This is a genomic window from Aliidiomarina taiwanensis (assembly GCF_003987015.1).
In the GTDB taxonomy this organism is placed as follows: domain Bacteria; phylum Pseudomonadota; class Gammaproteobacteria; order Enterobacterales; family Alteromonadaceae; genus Aliidiomarina; species Aliidiomarina taiwanensis.
The window spans coordinates 16307-35543 of the sequence record NZ_PIPQ01000012.1 but is presented as its reverse complement, the minus strand read 5'-3'; the positions used below and the strand labels follow the sequence as shown (position 1 = coordinate 35543).

The following is a 19237-nucleotide window of genomic DNA, read 5'->3' as shown; positions in this document are numbered from 1 at the left end:
TCTGAGAGAAGCAACGAAATCTGGTATCGTTGTCCCTCGGTCAGCTGCCGATAACTCATGTTGGAACTCACTTTTTTTGGTCGAAAAGTAAGACTACCACATGTCGGTAGCTGACCTCCCTTCGACCGATCCCATTACATGAGTGTTGCGGTTATTATCTGAATTCAGGATTAACACGCACAGCATATGGAACTGTCGATGTTTGGCTACAACCAACAATGAATATAAAAGACAATACTACTAAAATTATCTTCATAATCTTTCCTATAGAAAAATAAAAGCGGCAACATTAATTGGCCGCTTGGGTAACTTCTGGATAAGCCTTCGGTGGTGGCATCGAGCCTCATTCAAACGCTGTCTTGGAAAGACCGCAAAGCTGGTTTTATAGCCAAGGCGAAGCACTTGGTTAAATATTGTATACTAGGTTCTCGTAGTAGCACGCCTTCGTGTCGGAGGCTCAAACCAAGGTTTTAAGGTGCAGCTGTGTTAAAACCCAAACTCATTATGCCCAAGCGCCTTATTCACCAGCAGTCGATTATTCGTGGTGAAGAGTTTGGCGTACTTTGTTGGAATACGCAAAAACTCACGCAAACAGCTGCCTTTCAAATGGAGCTTGCGCGTTTATTGCAACAATATCCAAGCCTGTTTTTATTGCTGCAAGAAGCCAAGTTAAACGTTAATAGCAATACCCACTTTCCGAGCTGGTCTTACGCTATTGCTCCCAACATGCAAACCAAACGGTCGGTGTTTGGTGTGCTGACCGCTAGCCAAGCGGCTTTTACCGACGTGCAGCCACGGCTTACCCGCAAACGCGAAGGCATGATAGCCACCTTCAAAAGCCACATGCTTTCGTACCATCCCCTTGAGGGTGACCAGTCGCTATTAATGGTCAACGTACATGCTATTAACTTTGTCAGTGCGAACTATTTTTTACGGGAAATGGAGTTGTTAAAGTTCGAGTTGCTCGATCACAACGGCCCATTAATTGTGGCGGGTGACTTTAATGTGTGGAGCCGCCAGCGCCGCCATTACCTTCAAGCTTTCTGCGACAGTGTTGGGCTTCGCCAAGCATATATGAACGACCCGCAACATATTAAAACCTACCGCCAGCACCCGTTGGACTTCATTTTTTACCGCGACTTGTGGCTAAAAGAGGCAACAGCAATCGACACCAGCACGGTGTCGGACCACAACCCCATTTATGCACGCTTTGCGCTGTAGCTTAAAAAACACCTTGGCTATTGAGATGGTCACGGTAGGCCATGTCGCTTTTTAAAATATGATGAATCAGCCAATTTTTTACAAAATCTAATAATTCGTCTACCACAGGCTCACCTCGGTCCACACGCCTTCCAAACTCCAGCACATCGTTTATTAATGCCTTGTGCTTACGTTTGTGCTCTTCTAAGTCGTCATAACCGTGTCGCTCTAGCAGCAGCTCTTCATATCGAAAATGTGTTTGCGTGTAGTTTGCAAGAGCGGCTATCACTCGTTTCACCCCATAGTCATTGTCGTCTCGCTGCGACAGGCGGTGTAGCTCGTTCGCAATGGAAATTAACCGTTGGTGCTGCCTGTTTACCTCTTTCACACCTACATCAAATTCAGGCTGCCATTCAATGAGCTTGGTTTGTTTTGCAGCGCGCGAAGCAACCGTGTCAGGATCCAGCGAGTAGCGCTCAACCAGCGACTGAACCTCTCCACCTAAGGTTGTTAGCATGGCTGAACTTTCATGGGCCGCTTTTGCTTGTCTTTCCATTTCACAAGCACTATCGAGGAGTAATGAAATGTTCATCTGGACTGTGTCCGTTACTTGGCTCTGTTCTTCTGCAGCTGTCGCTATTTGCGTATTCAGTGAGCTTATTTCAGACACATTGTTGAGTATTTTTGTTAAGGAGCCTGCGGCATCTTCAGCGTCTGTTACGGTTTCTCGTGCTAGCTGATTGCTGTGCTCCATAAGTTCAGACGCACCATGAATACTTTTATTGAGCTTACTGACCACGGCCTCTATTTCATGGGTTGAACCCTGCACCCGCTGAGCAAGCTCACGCACTTCGTTAGCAACCACAGCAAACCCACGCCCAGACTCGCCTGCCCGCGCTGCTTCTATAGCTGCATTTAACGCTAATAAGTTTGTTTGCTCGGTTATGCTATGTATTGTGTCTAAAATAAGTACAATCGCTTTGCTGTCTTCTTCTATTATTTCTATTGCCTGCTGCGCGTTTGCAACTTCTGTCGCAAGTCCGTCTATATCGACCGCGACTTGCCCTACTTTGTTTTCACCTAAACTTGCAGCTTGCAAGGCACGCTGAGTTTCGTCTGCTGCTAACTGACTTGAGCGTGCAATGTCTGCAACGGCTGTACTCATTTGCTCCATAGACGCCGCCGCTTGATCTAGCTCGCGCCGCTGCTCACCGGTTTGCTTGGCAACTTCAGTGATGGCTTGATAGTTCTCATTGCCAAGCTTTTCAAAGCCAGCACTACTAGATCGAATGGCTTCAACGGAATAGCCTGTTTCTACCACGGCTTCATTAAAATAATCAGCAATGGTGGCAAATTCATCCACGCTTTGAATAGTTACTACTTCATTCAAATTACCCGTTGCCAATTGCCGAGCGGCCTGCGTTATTGTGTCGACATTTTTACGAATGCCTAAATACAGCGCACTAAAGCTCATGAGCAGCAACAGAAAAACGGAAGCCACTAAAATTCCAGTACTCCATAACAGTGACCTTGCATTGCGCATACGGCTTTGAACGTAGCTATTCACCCTATCCAGTGCGTAGTCATATACTGGAAATACTTGGTCAACAACGGCCGTACCCTGCTGAAAAAACACCTGCGCAGTGGGAGTCCTTGCCTCCTGTACAAACGTGTCGTTTACATTCTTCTGAAACGGCCGCAAGTATTCTTCAAACCGCTCAGCTAAGCCTGACAAGTTAGCGTCTGGAGCAACTATGTTCAGCACACGCAGACTGTCGCGAACGCTCGTCACCTGTCTATTTAAACTATCATTTAAACGCAGTAGGCGCTCACGCTGTTCATGAACTGTTGGCTTTCCGGCCTGCTGCTGCCTTAACAACGCAGAGCCTAACCCACGTACTTGACCTATTACGTCTGCTAGTAATGAAAGCTCTCCTGTTATTAACCGCATCAGATAAATAGTCTGCAAGCTTTCAGATGCAACCAATCCACTTCGTTCCGCCACAACTCGCTGTAAGTCTCGCACCTCTGAAAGCCACTGCGTGTGCTGATAAAATGACTCTGCCCCTTCGCGCTCTTGTTCAAGCTGTTGCCATTGTGTATGCAGCTTCTGCCACTCCGCCTGTGCTAATAACCTATACTCTGTTTGTTCACTTTGTTGCTGAAGTTGCTGCAATTGCTGCCGAATGCTTACCCGTAAACTTTGAATTTCAGCTGTCACTCTTGAATTGCCATAAAGCACAGTCACCATAAGGCCTCGGTGTTGCGCACCTAGCTCCATAAGTTGCCGTAACGGGCTTAAGTGCTCCAAGCCTCTTGCTTGTATGTGGGCTTCTTGACGAACCGTCACTGGGTTCATCACCACCAGAACACTTAAAATGAACGTGGGTATCATGACCAGTGCGCCAACCAAAAGAAACTTTCGTCTAAAACTAAGGTGGTTAAATACCCATAAGATAGGCATTAAAATGCTCATTAAAATTTTCATTATTAGCACTCATTAGAAAGATACCCACATCCTATCGGCTGTTATTGGAAAAACCGTTGATGAAGATCAAGGCAACATAGAGATAGGTAAGAGCACCAGAGGTATTAACAAATAGGTAGGCCGCAACCAATAAAAAAGGAAGGCACTTGGCCTTCCTTTTTAACCTGCACGCTTCTGGCTTAGTCTTTCATGTACAACTTAAACCATGCCAGCGTGTGTTCTATTTTTGAAATCATGTTCGACGGTCGCGACGTCACACCGTGCGGTGCTTCTGGCACGCGCACCATGGCCGTGTCTACTTTTTGCAACTGCAGGGCTTGGTAGAACTGCTCAATTTCCGACATAGGTACGCGTCTGTCTTGTTCACCACTAAACAGCATAACTGGTGTTGTGACATTGCCGACCAGCGACAAAGACGAACGCTTCCAGTAATGCTCGTAGTGCTCCCATGGCATGCCTGGGAACTGGTTGGCAATTTGCCCTAAGTAGCTGTCGGCCGTGAGGGTTTTACTAATCCAGTTAATTACTGGGTTGGTGGCCGCTGCTGCATTAAAGCGGTCGGTTAAGCCCACAGCATAGGTGGTGGCAATACCACCGGCTGATCCGCCAGCAATAAACAGGTTTTGCTCGTCGACAAAGCCTTTTTCTATCAGTGCGTCTATACCGCCCATATGGTCGCCAAAGTCACGCTCGGAAGAATAAAAGCCGTCAAGTTTCATGGCATGCTCGGCGCCGTAGCTGGTGCTTCCGCGGTAGTTGTTGTAGAACACCACATAGCCTTCCGCCGCATATCTTTGGTGTTCAGCTGCGAACATGGCGCTGTAAGCTAAGTGTGGGCCACCGTGTATTTCTAGCATCAGTGGGTATTTCTTCGTTGGGTCGAAGTTAGGCGGCGTAATGTACCAACCATGTACTTCCGTGTCGTCGTAGTTGGAAGTGTAGGTTATTTCATGCACTTGCCCCAGTTCACGCTGACTTAACACGTCTTCGTTCAACTGCGTTAAGGTTTCTGGGCGGGTGCTTGTGACCGAGCTAAGAATGGCCACATCGGCTGGTCGGTACGAGCTTGCTTGCGTATACGCTACTTGCCCTGTGTCGCGCGCCAGCGAGTACGAGCCACTGGTATATGGGCGGCTAACATACACCCCACCTAGGTCTTCAACGCCCGTTTTTAAACGGTTGCGTGTGCTTACTTCCGCCAGTTTTACTAAGCCACGGTCTTCATACTGAATGGCTAGGCTGCGGTTGTTTATCCACTGCGGGTTTTCCACTGAACGGTCAAAGTCGCTGAGCAGCTCTTTTTGCTCCTGGGTGCGTAAGTCTAAAATACGTAGCTTGGTATTTTGGTACGGCACTTTTGCGTCGGTGCGGTATAAGAACGCCAACTGGCGACCATTGTGGGAAAGCGTTGCTGAGTATTCACGGCCAGGCAAGTCTGTTAGCTGGGTAAGCGCTGTGGTGTTCACGTCTACCTGCCAAAGGTCTGCTTCCGAAGTTTGGTATTCCCAGTCTTCGCTGCGGTTGCCGCTAAATACCAGCGACTGGTTGTCTGCAAGCCATACCAAGGGGCCGTTGTGACTAAACGCCCCCTCAGTTAACTGACGCGCTGTCCCGCCTTCGCTTGGCACCACAAACACCTGAGCGTATTCGTCGGCCAAGATGCCAGCGCCATCGCGTTGATAATAGGTACGCTCTACAATATTCGCTTTCGGAGCCCATTCCGCACCGGCCGGCTTACTTGGTGTATATACTGCGGCTGCAAACGGGGTTTTCGCTGCTGGCACATTCATCATAAAGGCAATGTGCTTGCCGTCGTGAGACCAGCTTAATTCACGTGGGCTGCTGGTTACCGAGGTAACCGCTGCCGTTCTATTTTGTGCTAAGTAGTGCACATGAATTTGGTTTTTACCGTCTCGGTTTGAAGTAAAGGCCAAGCGGCTACTGTCTGGCGACCAGGTAGCATTGCCGTAGCTTGCTTGGTCCGCAAACAAGGGCGTGTGCTCCCCTGTTTTGGTATTTAGCAGCCACAAACTCCGCTTGGTGTTGTCGTGCATAATATCGAAGCTGTTACGGGTATACACCACCCACTGACCATTCGGCGAAATTTCCGGGTTGCTGGCAAACTCCAGGTCGAAAATGTCCTCTGAAACAAACTTCGTAGAGGTAATAGCAGACGGTGTTGGCTCTTGCCACGCCAAGGCCGGCGCCGCCAACATACTTCCCACCAAAGTGAGGGTGAAAACGCGTTTTAACATGTACTGACTCCCGTAGTGTTTTCTTTCAGCCTAATATAACCCATGGGCTTTGTAAGCTGTGATCGGACTAGGTTTAGGTTAATTGCGATGAGTGATGCTGTTCCTTTGGCAACTTTGTCGACAGTATAAAAGCCACAAATAAAAGCGCCGCCGACATCCACAAGCAGGCTTGCAAGCCTGCTGTTCCTTGCCCGGCCCATTGAAACACGGCGCCTGAAAGCAAGGTGCCGCATAAACGCCCCATGGCATTGGACATATAGTAAAAACCCACGTCCATGGACACACCTTCGTGGTTGGCGTAGTGCACTATTAAGTAACTATGCAGCGAAGAGTTAATGGCAAATACCGCCCCAAACACCAGCAGTCCGCTTATGAGCACCCAGGCGGGGTCTAACTGAAGCATTAAGCCAATAGCAATACCGGCTGGGAGCACTGTGAGCAGCAGCACCCAGAAAGTAGCTGTGCTGCCGTCGGGCAGCTTGCGGCCACCATGGCCGGTGACTTTCGGCGCGAGGGTTTGCACAAAGCCGTAGCCGATAACCCACAAAGCGAGAAAACCGCCCGTTTGGCTGTAATTCCAACCAAGGGACTGAGACAAGAAAACGGGTAAGGCAACCACAAACCAAATGTCGCGGGCGCCGAATAAAAAAAGCCGGGCTGCCGAAAGCATATTTACCGCTTGGCTTTGCGAGAATACCTCACTGAACTTAGGTTTGTGCTTGGCTTTGCCGAGATCTTTTTTCAGCATCACCAAGCTGAATAACCACACCAAGGTCAACGCCATGGCCATGGCGGCAATGGCCCCGGTGAATCCGAGCAGCATTAATAAACTGCCCCCCAGGAAAAAGCCCACGCCTTTCAGGGCGTTTTTAGAGCCTGTTAACAACGCAACCCAATAATATAAGCGGCTTTCAGCATCCGCTGGTACTAAAAGCTTTATGGTGCTTTTAGCGCTCATTTTATTTAAGTCTTTGGCAATTCCCGATAATGCCTGGGCGGCCATCACCCACATCACTGTAAGCCAAGCCGCAGGCACTAGCAGCATAGTAAGCGCTAACACCTGCAGCCCTAATCCTATGTTCATGGTGCGGTTTAAGCCAATGCGCGCACCTAGCCAGCCCCCGACCAAGTTGGTGACCACCCCAAACAGCTCATAAAACAAAAACAATAAGGCAATGTGTAACGGAGAATACCCTAAGGTATGAAAATGCAGCACCACCAACATGCGCAGGGCACCGTCGGTTAACGTAAACGCCCAATAATTCCCGGTAACCACCAAATACTGGCGCACCGCTGGCGGTAAATTATTCACCATTTATGCACGCCCTACTTTCTCAACAAGCTCGGCCGTTCGGTTTGCATAGCCCCATTCATTGTCGTACCACAGGTACAGCTTCACCATGGTGCCATTTACCACCATGGTCGACAGGGCGTCGACAATGCTTGAGCGTGGATCGGTTTTATAATCTACCGAAACCAATGGGCGCTCTTCATAGCCCAGTATGCCTTCGAGTTCACCGGCTGCGGCTTCTTGCATCCACTTATTCACCTCGTCTACCGTTGTTGCCCGCGCCACTTCAAACACGCAGTCGGTAATCGAGGCGTTGGCCACAGGCACGCGAATAGCGTGGCCGTTCAGCTTGCCTGCAAGCTCCGGAAATATATGGGTAATAGCGGTTGCCGAGCCTGTGGTGGTAGGAATTAAGCTAATGCCGCACGCCCGAGCGCGGCGCAGGTCTTTATGGGGTGCATCCAAAATAGTTTGGGTGTTGGTAATGTCGTGAATGGTGGTGATGGTGCCGTGCTTTATGCCTAGTTTTTCATGCAACACTTTTACCACGGGCGCTAAACAGTTCGTGGTGCACGAAGCCGCTGTTACAATGGGGTGTTGCGCTGCGTCATATAGGTGGTCGTTCACACCCATAACCACATTCAGCACGCCCGCTTCTTTAACCGGCGCTGTAACCACTACACGTTTCACGCCTTGGTCTAAGTACGCTTGCAGGGCCGCTTTGGTTTTATTTTTGCCCGAGGCTTCAATGACCACATCGCAGCCCGACCAGTCCGTGTCTTCCAACGCAGTATTCTGGGTCACCTGAATGGTTTGCCCATTGACCTGCATAGCCCCTTCAACGCATATAGCTTCGTGGTGCCAACGGCCGTGAACAGAGTCGAAATTCATTAAATGGGCAAGTGTAGTAGCGTCACCTGCGGGGTCATTAATGCGCAGTACCTGCACATTGTGTTTGTCGAAAAGCGCGCGCAGGGTTAACCGACCCATGCGCCCAAAACCGTTGATGCCTACTTTCATACGTAACCCTTTTATGCTGCTCAATTTCTTTCATTCTAACCTAGCAGCTAAGGGTTTGTCCTCTGCCTCACTCGCTTCCTTTAGCATAGGTGCGCGTTACTTTGCGTAAGTCATGCATGTGTGTATTAAAGTTATAACACCCTGCGCACATCATTAAATGAAACTTCAATGCGACTTTTTCTTTCAACACCAAAGGGCGCTCGACATGAGAGGTAAAGTGCAGCTCAGACACATGCGTCGCCTTGGTAGTCGCGCGTAGAAGTACCCGCACAGGATGTGCCCGGGCCTGCTTTGCAGTCATTCTTGCCCTTCAAGGCAACCCCATAGCATTTCTCATGGGTGGCCGACTCTCCGGCGCTCGCTACATCGGTAACGGCCACAGCGTAAAGCACGAGCCTTAGTACTCAAACACCTTGGCTGCTCCGCGTGCGCGGGGGTCGGCCACAGCCTCTACCTTGTCACCAGACACTTTAATGGCTTGAATGTCGCCTAAGTTCCAGCCTTGGGTGAGCAGGTTGTAGCCTTTACCTGTTAACGCCTGCTGTGTGTCGGGTGCAAGCTGTGCGTAGGGCTCCATGGTAATTTGGTCTTTCGGTAGCAGTTGGTGGTGGAAGCGCGGGGCTGCCACGGCGTCTGCAAGGGGCATATTAAAGTCGTACACATTGTTGATCACTTGGAAAATGGACGTGAAAATAGTCGAGCCGCCCGGCGTCCCAATAACCATCTCCACCTGCCCGTTTTTGACCAATACCGTAGGCGCCATCGACGACAGCATGCGTTTCCCAGGCGCAATGGCGTTTGCGTCGCTACCCACAACGCCAAATGCGTTTGGCACACCCGCTTTTGACGAGAAGTCATCCATTTCGTTGTTCATTAAAAAACCGGCACCTGTTACCACCACGCCACTGCCGTAGCTTAGGTTCAGCGTGTAGGTATTAGATACGGCATTGCCTTCTTTGTCTAAAATTGAGAAATGCGTGGTGTGGTAGCCTTCTAAGCCGGGTTTTACATTTTCAGTGACAGAAATTGAGTGAGTGTTTACTTCTGCCGCACGCTTGTCTAAGTAACTGCTTTCCAGCAGATCTGCTTGGGGCACTGTGGTAAAGGCAGGGTCACCTAAGTAGTCGGCGCGATCAGCAAACACGCGCTTTTCTATTTCGGCTATTAAGTGCACGTATTCTGGGCTATTTAAGCTCACCCCTTCGAAGTGGTTGGCTAGCCGTTCTTTCAAGCCAAGAAGTTGAGCAAGGGCAATACCCCCAGAGCTTGGTGGTGGTGCTGTAACCAGTTGGTAACCTTGCCAGTCACTGACCACAGGCTCTCGCCAGACTGCGCGGTAGTTACTTAAGTCTTCTAACGTAATCAGGCCGTTGTCCCGCTCCATTTGCGCCACAAGTAGCTGTGCTGTTTCTCCTTCGTAGAAGTCACTCGGGCCTTGCGCTGCAATTCGGCTGAGTGTAGTTGCCAGCTCTTGCTGCACCAGCGTTGTGTTGGCTTCCATATGGCCGAAGTAGTCCATAAAGTTGGTGCTTTCAGCTAACTTCTGGAACAGATTTTCACGATAAATAGACTGTTTTTCCGAAACCTCAAAGCCTGTTTCGGCATAGTGAATGGCAGGCGCAACAAGTTCTTCCCAAGGCAAACTGCCAAATTTTTGGTGCGCTTCCCACAGCCCCATCACAGTGCCGGGCACACCACTAGCTTTTGCCCCTACTAAGCTTAGGCCTTCAATCACCTCGTTGTTCTCGTCAAGGTACATGTCGCGGTGCGCTGCTGCCGGGGCTGTTTCTCGGTAGTCTAAAAAATACGGCTGCCCTTCAAACCAAATGGTCATAAAGCCACCGCCGCCAATATTTCCGGCCTCTGGATAGGTCACCGCTAAGGTGAAGGCCGTAGCAATAGCTGCGTCCACAGCATTTCCACCCTTTTTAAGTACCTGTTCGGCAACCGTGGCACCATAGATGTCTGGCGAGGCTACCGCTCCGGTAGCCTGAGTGGTGCGGCTTGGCTGCTCAGCCGTAGAGCATGCTGCCAAACTGACAGCGAAAAATAAACTCAAAATAATGCGATACAACATAATGTTCTCCTAAAGTATTGGGCCCTTTCTAACGCTTCAGACTTTGAATTACAAGGCTGTTTTTTTCGTAACCAAGGTTTAATAGAAAGCCTTCCCTTATTCAATTATAGTCGGTTCGTTGCTTTGACTGGCAAGGCAGCTTATTTTCTTTGGCCTCGTTCACATAAAGCAGGTTTATATCTCGGTGAGTCAAAATACCCACAAACATGCAGTTTGGTCCGTTTTCTGGGCGTTTCTTAAACTCGGCTTCACTTCCTTTGGCGGCCCGGTAGCCCACTTGGGCTATTTTCGCCATGCTTTTGTAAGTCAGCGTGCTTGGTTGTCCGAGCAAAGTTATGCTGACTTGGTTGCTTTGTGTCAGTTTTTACCTGGGCCTGCTAGCAGCCAGGTGGGTATTGCCATTGGCTACACGCGAGCCGGCTACCGGGGCGCTCTTGCCGCCTGGTTAGGTTTTACTGTGCCTTCGGCTGTTGCCCTTATTGCTATCGCTTTAAGCTTGCAACACTTCGGCGACACGCTTTCTGCTTCTACCCTGCATGCCTTCAAGTTGGTTGCCGTAGCCGTGGTTGCTCAAGCACTGTTAGGAATGGCGCGAACACTCTGCCCCGACCTTCCCCGTGTTTTCCTCATGCTCGCCGCCGCTTTGTGCATGTTTTTTATACCCACGGCCTTAGGCCAAGTAACTGTCATTGCCGCTGCTGCTGTGATTGGTTGGCTGTGCTTTCAGTCGAAGGCGGTTGCCGTTACCCAGGCAGAGTGCTTCCACATTCCCATGCGCCGTCGTGCGGGGGTTCTGTGGTTTTCTATCTTTGCCTTTTTGCTGCTCTCGCTTCCCTTTTTCGCCTCTACTACAGGCTACGCAAGCCTTACCATAATAGACGCGTTTTACCGCGCGGGCGCCTTGGTTTTTGGTGGGGGTCACGTTGTGTTACCACTGCTGCAAGCTGAAGTGGTGGCAACGGGCTGGGTATCTCACGACAGTTTTATTGCAGGCTATGGCGTTACCCAAGCTGTGCCTGGCCCCCTGTTTACCTTTGCGGCTTTTTTAGGGGCCTCCTTACTTACAGGCCCCACGGGTTGGCTTGGCGGTACCGTTGCGCTTTTAGCTATTTTTCTGCCTTCTTTCCTATTGGTCTTTGCTGCGCTGCCTTTTTGGCAGCACCTACGCCAGCAGAGGTCCATGCAGGCGGCACTGGTCGGCATTAACGCAGCCGTAGTGGGGTTACTGTTAGCAGCATTCTTTCAACCTGTATTAACCAGCGCCATTCATTCGCTGGCCGATGTGGGTTTTGCTGCCCTATTCCTTTTCGCACTTATGTATTGGCGCGTTCCGCCTTGGTGTGTAGTGCTTATAAGTCCACTTATTGGGGTGCTGCTAAGTTTTCTTTAAACGGGCCAAAATAGCTTGTTCTAAACGCGCATAAAACTGCTTTTTATGCAGTAGCCAGCCCCCAAAATACCCCACCATGCTTCCCAATATTACATCGACCATACGCAGGTAAATAACGCTGTTAATGTCGTGCACTGCTTGGCTTGCTTCAGCAAAAATAATGGAAAGCGGCGTGACAAAGATCACCGCAAAACCATAATTCCGAGTGATCAATATTTCAGCGATAAAGCTAAGTGACATAACCAACAGCGCCAAAGCCCACAGGTTGGGCTCAAGGGAAAAAATAAGCCAAGCTAAACATAAACCCAGGGCAGTGCCGACAATGCGGTGAATATTACGGTGCCACACTGCACGGAAGCTAGCCCCTTGAATAACCGCCAAGCAAGAAATAGGGGCCCAGTAAGGCCGATCAAAGCCAAGCCCAATAGCCAACAGATAGCTGGCGGCAATAAAAAAAGCAATGGTTCCCGCTTCCAAGAAAATAGCCACTACCCGCGGCTCCGTCGGTTCGCCCGGGTGAATGCCCTTAGTACTGTTGGTCATAAACTGCACCCAGCTATAACCCAGCACTAAGGTACTTGCTAGCATGCAGCCGAAAAATATTAAACCAATACGCTGTGGCAATGCTGCTAAGTCGTAGGGCATGGCGCTGGCAACGCAGGCCACCATAATAAAAAAGAAGCTGCCGGGCGGCGGCATGGTGAAATACCGCGAAATAAAAGTGGCCGCAAAAGCCACCAAGCCAATGGCTATTGTCATCATAACGGGGTGAAACCCCGCCAAGGAACTTACTGTAAAGCTGACACAAAAACCAAAGCCCACCAGGGCCATGGTCACCATGCGGTGCGCTAAGGGTGTTTGCCGCAAATAAATACTGGAAAGCCCACCTAAACTCACCACAATGCCCAGAATAAAGTGGTTCAGCCACACCCCCACCAGCAAGGGAGTTCCCACCGACAAGGCCACAGTAATATGCCCACCCCAAGGGCGTTTATGATCATTTAAAGCAATGAGAGGTTTAAGATGCTGCCACAAGGCTATACGCATAGCTTTTCCTTTCCCGCATTGATGTGTGCTATGTTAACCGTGTTCTTCTTTACTCTATAAAACAGGAGCCTGTGTGTATACGTCTATTCTTGATTTTTGCTTTAACGAGGCCGGCAGCTCACAGTTTTTTACGAAGTGTTCTGACTTCGACCAAACACTCACGACGCGCTTTGCAGAAACGCTTAAGCAGGCCGCGGCGGGCGAATTTTACACCTGGCGAGCCAGTGCCCAGGGGCGCTTGGCTGAAATTATTATTCTAGACCAGTTCTCACGCAATATTTACCGCGACACCCCTGCGGCCTTTGCGCAAGACCCCATGGCGCTTGCCTTAGCCCAAGAAGCGGTAGCAGCAGGCGCACTACAGGCATTAACTGAGCTAGATGAGCGAAAGTTTTTGCTGATGCCCTACATGCACAGCGAGTCGAAGCTCATTCACGAGCAAGCCGAGCAGCTATTTAAGCAGTACACAGACGAAGAAACCTATGGCTTTGAAATTAGGCATAAAGTAATTGTCGACCGCTTTGGTCGTTACCCCCATAGAAACGACATTTTAGGCCGAGCATCAACTCCAGAAGAAGTGGCGTTTTTAACCGAGCCAAACTCGTCTTTTTAAGTTTCTTGCCGCCAAGGTGCTGTGCTTAAATGTTCTTTTAAGTACTGTATGAAGCGGTCGACCCTGACAGGACGCAGCCGGCTCGGGGGCGTCACAATAAATAAGCCCAAAGGCGCGAGAGTCCATTCAGGCATCACCTCCACCAGCTCCCCTTCGCGCAGAGCTTCCCAGGTTAAGAAGTCGGGCATTACGGCCACCCCACCGCCCTGTTTTAACACCGGCAGCAATGCGTCGCCATTGTTCACTCGCAAACAACTGCTTGGCAGCGCTTGGCTATAGTCCCCATACTGTTCGTGGTGAAAACGCCAGTGTGCGCCACGGTTGTCGTAGGCGTACAGCAATGCTTTATGCTGGTCTAGTTCACTCGGGTGAGTGGGCTTTCCATGTTTAGCAAAGTAACTTGGAGCACCCACCAGCTGCAGCCGCGTGGTGCATAACCGTTGGGCCAATAACGTGGAGTCTACCAAGTCGGAAATACGCAGCGACAAGTCGAACCCTTCAGCCACCAAGTCGACTTGCCGGTCGTCGAATTTTACGTCGAGCTCCACGTCTGGGTGTTGCTGCATGAAGCTGGGCAAAAGCGGCGCTAAGTAATTCAAGCCAAAGGACATAGGCGAAGAAATGCGAATTAACCCACGCATGGCCGAGGCCTGTTCACTCATTTTTTCTTCAACCAAGTCGCCCAGGTTGACCAGGTCGTTTACCTCATCCAGCACGGAGTAACCACTTTCCGTTAAGGTAATGTGCCGCGAAGTGCGGTGGAATAAAGTGGTTTTTATGCGCTGTTCTAAGCGAGTAATGGCCTTCGACACAGTAGCCTGGGAGACCCCCAAAGCAGCCGCCGCTTTAGCAAAAGAGCCCTCTCGCGTGACCGCAGCAAACATGGCCCATGCTTCAAAGTCGGGTAGTTTTTTCATTTTTTCCTTTTCCCCATGAACGGCCCATGTATAAGCAACCATGCTATTCCATTTTTCATATATCGCCAATAGGAATCCATGTTAACACCCTTCATATAGCTCATCGGATGTCTTTACTTTCATTTTCTAAGCCGCCGTGCAAACCTTACTGGCACGGGGGTTGCCTCTTTTTACTGACATCATAAATTTAACACTCGACCAAAAAGCACACAAAATTCGCTTGTGTTTCATCCGGTCATATATAAAACTAACGCCAGTATCAGTTTTTTGCTGTAAAAATAAAAACAACATGGGCGCACCAACAATAACAACAAATGCGCCACAGCAAGCCCACAACAACACGGGAGCCAGCATGGCCAATAATATATATTTACGTGCGTTTAAACCTTCCTTACTGCGTACCGCCGTTCTGTGCGCGTTGTTCAGCCCCCTAGCCGTTAGTGCTGAAAATGCCACCGAACAAAATGAAAGCGAAGCCCCACGAAAGCTTGAACGTATTATGGTCACGGCCGAAAAAACCGTCAGTACGGTGCAAGAAACCGGCATGGTGGTAAACAGCTTTTCCGCCGAGGAGCTTTTACAAGCAGGCATTAACGACATCGACGGTATTACCTCGCTTATTCCTAACGTGCAGTTACTCGACGCCACCGGCGGGGGTGTCCCTGTGGTGTTTGTACGAGGTGTGGGCTTAGCTGACTTCCGCGTGAACAACAGCCCGGCTGCCGCATTTTACGACGACGAAATTTACAAACCTTCCGTCGCTATGATGGCATCTTCGTTTTTCGACTTAGAGCGCGTAGAAGTGTTAAAAGGCCCACAAGGGGGTTTGTATGGCCGGAACGCAAACGCAGGCGCTATTCAGGTGATCAGTGCAAAGCCTACCCTGTACGGCAACGAAGGTTACCTGGACATGGGGTATGGCTCCTACGGCAAGGTTGAACTCGAAGGCGCTTACAACCATGTGCTCACCGACACCTTGGCGGTACGAGCTTCGGGCCGCCGCGTGGTCAGTGGCAACACCTATATGCACAGTGTGCAAGCCGACGGCCAAGGCGGTTTTACTCGCCAGGGCCACGGTGAACAAGACGAATGGGCTTCGCGCGTACAGTTTTATTACGAGCCAAGCGACCAGTTTAACGCCACTCTGAAACTTTTTGCCGGAGCTGATAAATCCGACTTTAGCCTGCTGCGACCCATGGGTATTTGGGAAGGCAGCGACACCATGGTGCCTGGCCTTGCCGACGGCGCTTTAACCAACCAAGTGTGTGCTGCGTTACTTGCTGGCTACCGCGACCCAAGCCAATGCGCCACCATAACTGGGCAAACGCCCGACGAACTGGGCTTAACTAGTGTGTACGACAGTGCCAGTTCCACCATGAACAAGCTGGACAACCAGTGGGAAGGCTTCACGCTTTCCATGCACTACACCCTAAACAATGGCGTGACCCTTTCGTCGATTACCCATTTAGAGTCTTTTGAACATGGCCGCCCGAACGACTGGGACGCCGTGGGCGGTGCGTACCAAGACATTTATTATCACACGGACATTTCCGCATTTAGCCAAGAGCTACGCGCTTCTTACAACACAGAAAACATGCGCTTTTTCGGTGGCATTAACATGGCCAAAGAAGAGCTAGAAGAGCACAGCTGGATTATTGGTACCGAAGGCATTATTCCGCTTGGCTTTGGCCACACCAAAGTAGACCAAAAATACAAACAAGAAGTAGACGCCTTCGCCATTTTTGGTCGTGTGGACTATGCCTTAACCAATCAACTCGACTTAATTACCGAACTGCGTTTTACCAAGGAAGACAAAAGCTTTGCGGGCCAAACCTACTTGCTTGATCCTCCAGGCAATACCGACCCAAACTATGCATTTTTGTTAGTCGACGCCACTCAGCCCAATGCCAGCTTTAACGACGTTTCGGGTAAAGTCACCTTAAACTACCAACACAGCAAAGACCTACTCACTTACCTGTCGTTTTCCCGTGGGTTTAAGTCGGGCGGCTTCCCGGGTGGTTTGGTGTTAAGCAATGAAGGGGCTGAAAAATACGACTCGGAAACCATTAATGGGTATGAAGCGGGCTTTAAGTCCGACCTATTAGACCAACGCTTACGCTTTAATGCCGCCGTGTTTTATTACGACTACAACAACCTGCAAGGCAGCGCCCGGGTTCCAGCGGAAGGTGGTGTTACTTTAGACCGTTTCCAAAACATTGGCGACGCTGAAGTGTATGGGTTCGACGCTGAAATAACCTACTTGTTAAGCGACAACTGGCTAGTGCAAGCCATGCTGGGCCATGCGGAAGGCGAAATTACCAAGTCACAAGCCACACAGCTTTCCCCGCTCACCGGCGAAGAATTCTCGCTGCAAGGCAAAGAGCTGAACTACAAACCAGACTTTAGCGCCAGCTTGGTGGTGCGCCACGACTTTGCCTTCGACAACGGCTACGGCGGTTTCGCCCAGCTGGTGTACGACTGGCGTAGTGCACAAAACTTCACCTATATCGGCAACCGCGCCGAACAAACGGTGTTCTCAGAAGGCGCTTACGGCATCGTCAATGCGCAGGTGGGCCTGAGCAAACTTAGCAGCGACTGGCAGTTTAGTGTGTTTGTAAACAACCTCACCAACACAGAATACAGAACCAACGCTCGGGCCGACGACCTAGGCGGCGCCTACGAGCTATACGGTGCTCCGCGCACGTGGGGTGTCAAGGCAAACTATAGGTTTTAACCGCATTTATTTGAAACACTCGGTATAGCGAAGAAAGGGGCAAGGGACACGCTTCTTTCTTCTCACTCTTTAGAAAGTAAGGACCATGTAATGGAAATCACACCTCGTGAAGTAGGTAAAGAAATTGGTGTGTCGCAGTGGATTAGTTTTTCACAAGACGATATAGACACTTTTGGCAGGGTGACGCGCGACGAAGACCCCTACCATATGAATGTGGAATGGGCGAAACAAAACAGCCCTTTTAAAACCACCATAGCCTATGGTTTTCTTACCCTGTCGATGCTTTCCCATTTTACGCACGACATTTTGGGGTGGGACCAAATTTGTGAAGACGAGCCAGAAGGCATGGCCTTAAACTATGGCTTTGATAAGGTAAGGTTCTTGGCACCTGTTCCGGTTAATACGAACATTCGCTGTCGGTTAACCCTGGCTGCCCAAGAAGAAGTTCGTCCCGGCGAGTGGTTGCGCACCTTCGACTGTGTGGTTGAAATTGAAGGTTCAGAAAAGCCGGCACTTATTGCCATTTGGAAAGGGCTGTTTTTACAGCCAGGTGCCGCACGGTTACAACAAAAGGACTAATATGCAGGTTTCACTCCCTCACCTTGAACAGCACCAAACTCTGTGCAGTCTTGTGTACTACTGGCAAGAGCACACACCGACAGCCCGTGCCCTTGTGTATAAAAACCAAGCGTTGAATTACACCGAGTTTGCCGCCCAGGTTGACCTTTGTGCCAAAGAGCTACTGGCCCAAGGTGTCAGCCAAGGCGACGTGGTTGCCTTGTATGCGCAGCCTAGCATTGTCTTCGCTGTACAGCTGTTTGCTTGCGCACGTATTGGCGCTATTTGGTTAGGGCTGAACACTAAATATAGCGCCGCCGAACTCGACTACATTTTAACCAACGCCGAGCCAAAAAGCGTCTGGTTAGAGTCGTCGAGCATTGCCCAAGCCCAAGCGTCGGTGCAGCAGTACTTTGTTGACCATGCCAACACCTGGGCCTGCGACTCGGCTTTAGTGGCAGAACAAACTCAATTATTGGTTGCCCCCTACGACCCAAGCAACCTCACTCTTGACCATAACGACGCCCTGTCCAGTTTAGACCTTGTCACCTTGCCGAGTTTGACAACCCTCGCGCCTGAATTACCCACGGCATTAATATACACTTCGGGCACCACAGGTAACCCCAAGGGCGCTGTTATTAGCCAGTATGCCCTGACCAAAGCCAGCATTTTACAAGCAGAGCTATTGCAACTGCAGTCCCCTTCTATTTTGAACAATTTGCCCATTAACCATATTGGCTCTGTGGGTGACATTACCACCAGCATGATAGCCAACGGCGGCTGTGTGGTTATGCAGGCTCGTTTCGACGTGGCCGAAGGGTTCGAGCTGATAAAACAACATGGCATTACCCTTTGGGGGCAAATACCCACCATGTTCCAGCTAGCCCTAGAGCATGAAGCCTTTGCCACCGCCGACCTGTCTTCACTGCAATGTATTTTATTTAGCGGTGCTCCCGCTTCTATTAACTTGGTCCGCCAATTACGAGCTATTTGCCCGAAGGTTGTGAATGCCTACGGCATGTCCGAAACCGTCGGCTCGGTAACCTGGGCTATTAACACCAGCGACTACATACTGGCCACCACGGTGGGCAAACCTATTCACAGTGTGGAGTTTCGCCTTGCCGATGAAAACGGCGGGTTAGTTTTGCCCGGGCAGAAAGGGGAAATACAAATTCGCAGCGACTACTGCTTTTCTTACTACTGGCGCGACCCAGCTGCCACCGCCGAGGTCTTTACCGCCGACGGGTATTTAAAAACGGGCGACTTAGGCCAAGCCAACCCCGACGGCACTATTATGTTGGTTGGGCGCACCAAAGAGCGGTTTAAGTCGGGCGGTTACAATGTGTACCCCCGTGAAATTGAAACGGTGCTAAACAGTCACCCCATGGTGGAAGACGCCGTTGTCGTGGCCGTGCCCGACCCCTTGTACCATGAAGTGGGCGTTGCTTTTGTGCTCACCAATAAAACCAAACCCAATGCCCCGGAACTGTTAATTGAGCACTGCAAAAGCTTGCTGGCAAACTATAAAGTGCCTAAGCAAATTCAAGTGGTCGCACACTTTCCACAACTGGCCAATGGCAAAATAGACCGCAAGGCGCTGGCACAACGTGCAGCGGAACAAGCCCGCCCCACAGCAACCACATAGGG

At 50.3% G+C, this 19237-nt stretch carries 15 protein-coding genes; 6 read left to right on the top strand and 9 right to left on the bottom strand.

Annotation, left to right across the window (positions count from 1 at the left end):
• The first annotated feature begins 483 nt into the window (after positions 1-483).
• Complete coding sequence (locus CWE15_RS11345; protein WP_241971902.1) at positions 484-1221, top strand: endonuclease/exonuclease/phosphatase family protein; 738 nt, start codon at positions 484-486, stop codon at positions 1219-1221.
• A 1-nt stretch (position 1222) separates the two neighbouring features.
• Here the strand turns inward: CWE15_RS11345 and CWE15_RS11340 are convergent, their stop codons facing one another.
• The 7 genes from CWE15_RS11340 to ggt all read right to left on the bottom strand — a co-directional run bounded on the left by CWE15_RS11340 (position 1223) and on the right by ggt (position 10331).
• Positions 1223-3688: a bacteriohemerythrin gene (locus CWE15_RS11340; RefSeq protein ID WP_126758205.1), complete on the bottom strand. Its 2466-nt coding sequence runs from the start codon at positions 3686-3688 to the stop codon at positions 1223-1225.
• Positions 3689-3867: 179 nt separating this feature from the next.
• On the bottom strand, positions 3868-5943 hold the full coding sequence (locus CWE15_RS11335; RefSeq protein ID WP_241971901.1) for a S9 family peptidase: 2076 nt from the start codon (positions 5941-5943) through the stop codon (positions 3868-3870).
• Between the two features lie 73 nt (positions 5944-6016).
• On the bottom strand, positions 6017-7258 hold the full coding sequence (arsJ, locus tag CWE15_RS11330; RefSeq protein WP_126758204.1) for an organoarsenical effux MFS transporter ArsJ: 1242 nt from the start codon (positions 7256-7258) through the stop codon (positions 6017-6019).
• The gene (locus tag CWE15_RS11325; protein ID WP_126758203.1) at positions 7259-8254 is read right to left on the bottom strand and encodes an ArsJ-associated glyceraldehyde-3-phosphate dehydrogenase; all 996 of its coding nucleotides are present in this window, start codon (positions 8252-8254) and stop codon (positions 7259-7261) included. It abuts the gene before it with no gap.
• A 67-nt stretch (positions 8255-8321) separates the two neighbouring features.
• Positions 8322-8555, bottom strand: coding sequence for a hypothetical protein (locus tag CWE15_RS11320; protein WP_198675026.1), 234 nt, complete (start codon positions 8553-8555; stop codon positions 8322-8324).
• Entirely contained in the window at positions 8479-8646 is a 168-nt protein-coding gene (bufA1, locus tag CWE15_RS11315) for a BufA1 family periplasmic bufferin-type metallophore (protein WP_198675025.1), read from the bottom strand. Before bufA1 ends, CWE15_RS11320 begins: the two co-directional genes overlap by 77 nt.
• A gap of 5 nt (positions 8647-8651) precedes the next feature.
• Entirely contained in the window at positions 8652-10331 is a 1680-nt protein-coding gene (ggt, locus tag CWE15_RS11310) for a gamma-glutamyltransferase (protein WP_126758201.1), read from the bottom strand.
• A 184-nt stretch (positions 10332-10515) separates the two neighbouring features.
• Here ggt and chrA point away from each other — a divergent pair, with 184 nt between their 5' ends.
• Positions 10516-11721 (top strand): chromate efflux transporter, encoded by a 1206-nt coding sequence (gene chrA, locus CWE15_RS11305; protein ID WP_198675024.1) that lies wholly within the window; start codon positions 10516-10518, stop codon positions 11719-11721.
• Here the strand turns inward: chrA and CWE15_RS11300 are convergent.
• A complete protein-coding gene (locus CWE15_RS11300; protein WP_126758199.1) occupies positions 11707-12768 on the bottom strand; it encodes an FUSC family protein in 1062 nt (353 codons plus the stop codon). The genes chrA and CWE15_RS11300 overlap by 15 nt on opposite strands.
• A 73-nt stretch (positions 12769-12841) precedes the next feature.
• On the opposite strand from CWE15_RS11300, the gene CWE15_RS11295 reads away from it, so the two are divergent.
• The gene (locus CWE15_RS11295; protein ID WP_126758198.1) at positions 12842-13381 is read left to right on the top strand and encodes a DUF924 family protein; all 540 of its coding nucleotides are present in this window, start codon (positions 12842-12844) and stop codon (positions 13379-13381) included.
• Here the strand turns inward: CWE15_RS11295 and CWE15_RS11290 are convergent.
• Positions 13378-14298, bottom strand: a complete 921-nt coding sequence (locus CWE15_RS11290) for a LysR family transcriptional regulator (protein WP_126758197.1) — start codon at positions 14296-14298, stop codon at positions 13378-13380. The two genes, CWE15_RS11295 and CWE15_RS11290, sit on opposite strands and share 4 nt — an antisense overlap.
• Positions 14299-14650: 352 nt before the next feature.
• Between CWE15_RS11290 and CWE15_RS11285 the strand changes: the two genes are divergently transcribed.
• From CWE15_RS11285 to CWE15_RS11275, 3 genes are all read left to right on the top strand, one after another.
• A complete protein-coding gene (locus CWE15_RS11285; protein WP_198675023.1) occupies positions 14651-17032 on the top strand; it encodes a TonB-dependent receptor in 2382 nt (793 codons plus the stop codon).
• 90 nt (positions 17033-17122) lie between these two features.
• On the top strand, positions 17123-17611 hold the full coding sequence (locus CWE15_RS11280) for a MaoC family dehydratase (RefSeq protein ID WP_126758195.1): 489 nt from the start codon (positions 17123-17125) through the stop codon (positions 17609-17611).
• Between the two features lies 1 nt (position 17612).
• Positions 17613-19235 (top strand): class I adenylate-forming enzyme family protein, encoded by a 1623-nt coding sequence (locus CWE15_RS11275; RefSeq protein WP_126758194.1) that lies wholly within the window; start codon positions 17613-17615, stop codon positions 19233-19235.
• The last annotated feature ends 2 nt before the right edge of the window (positions 19236-19237 follow it).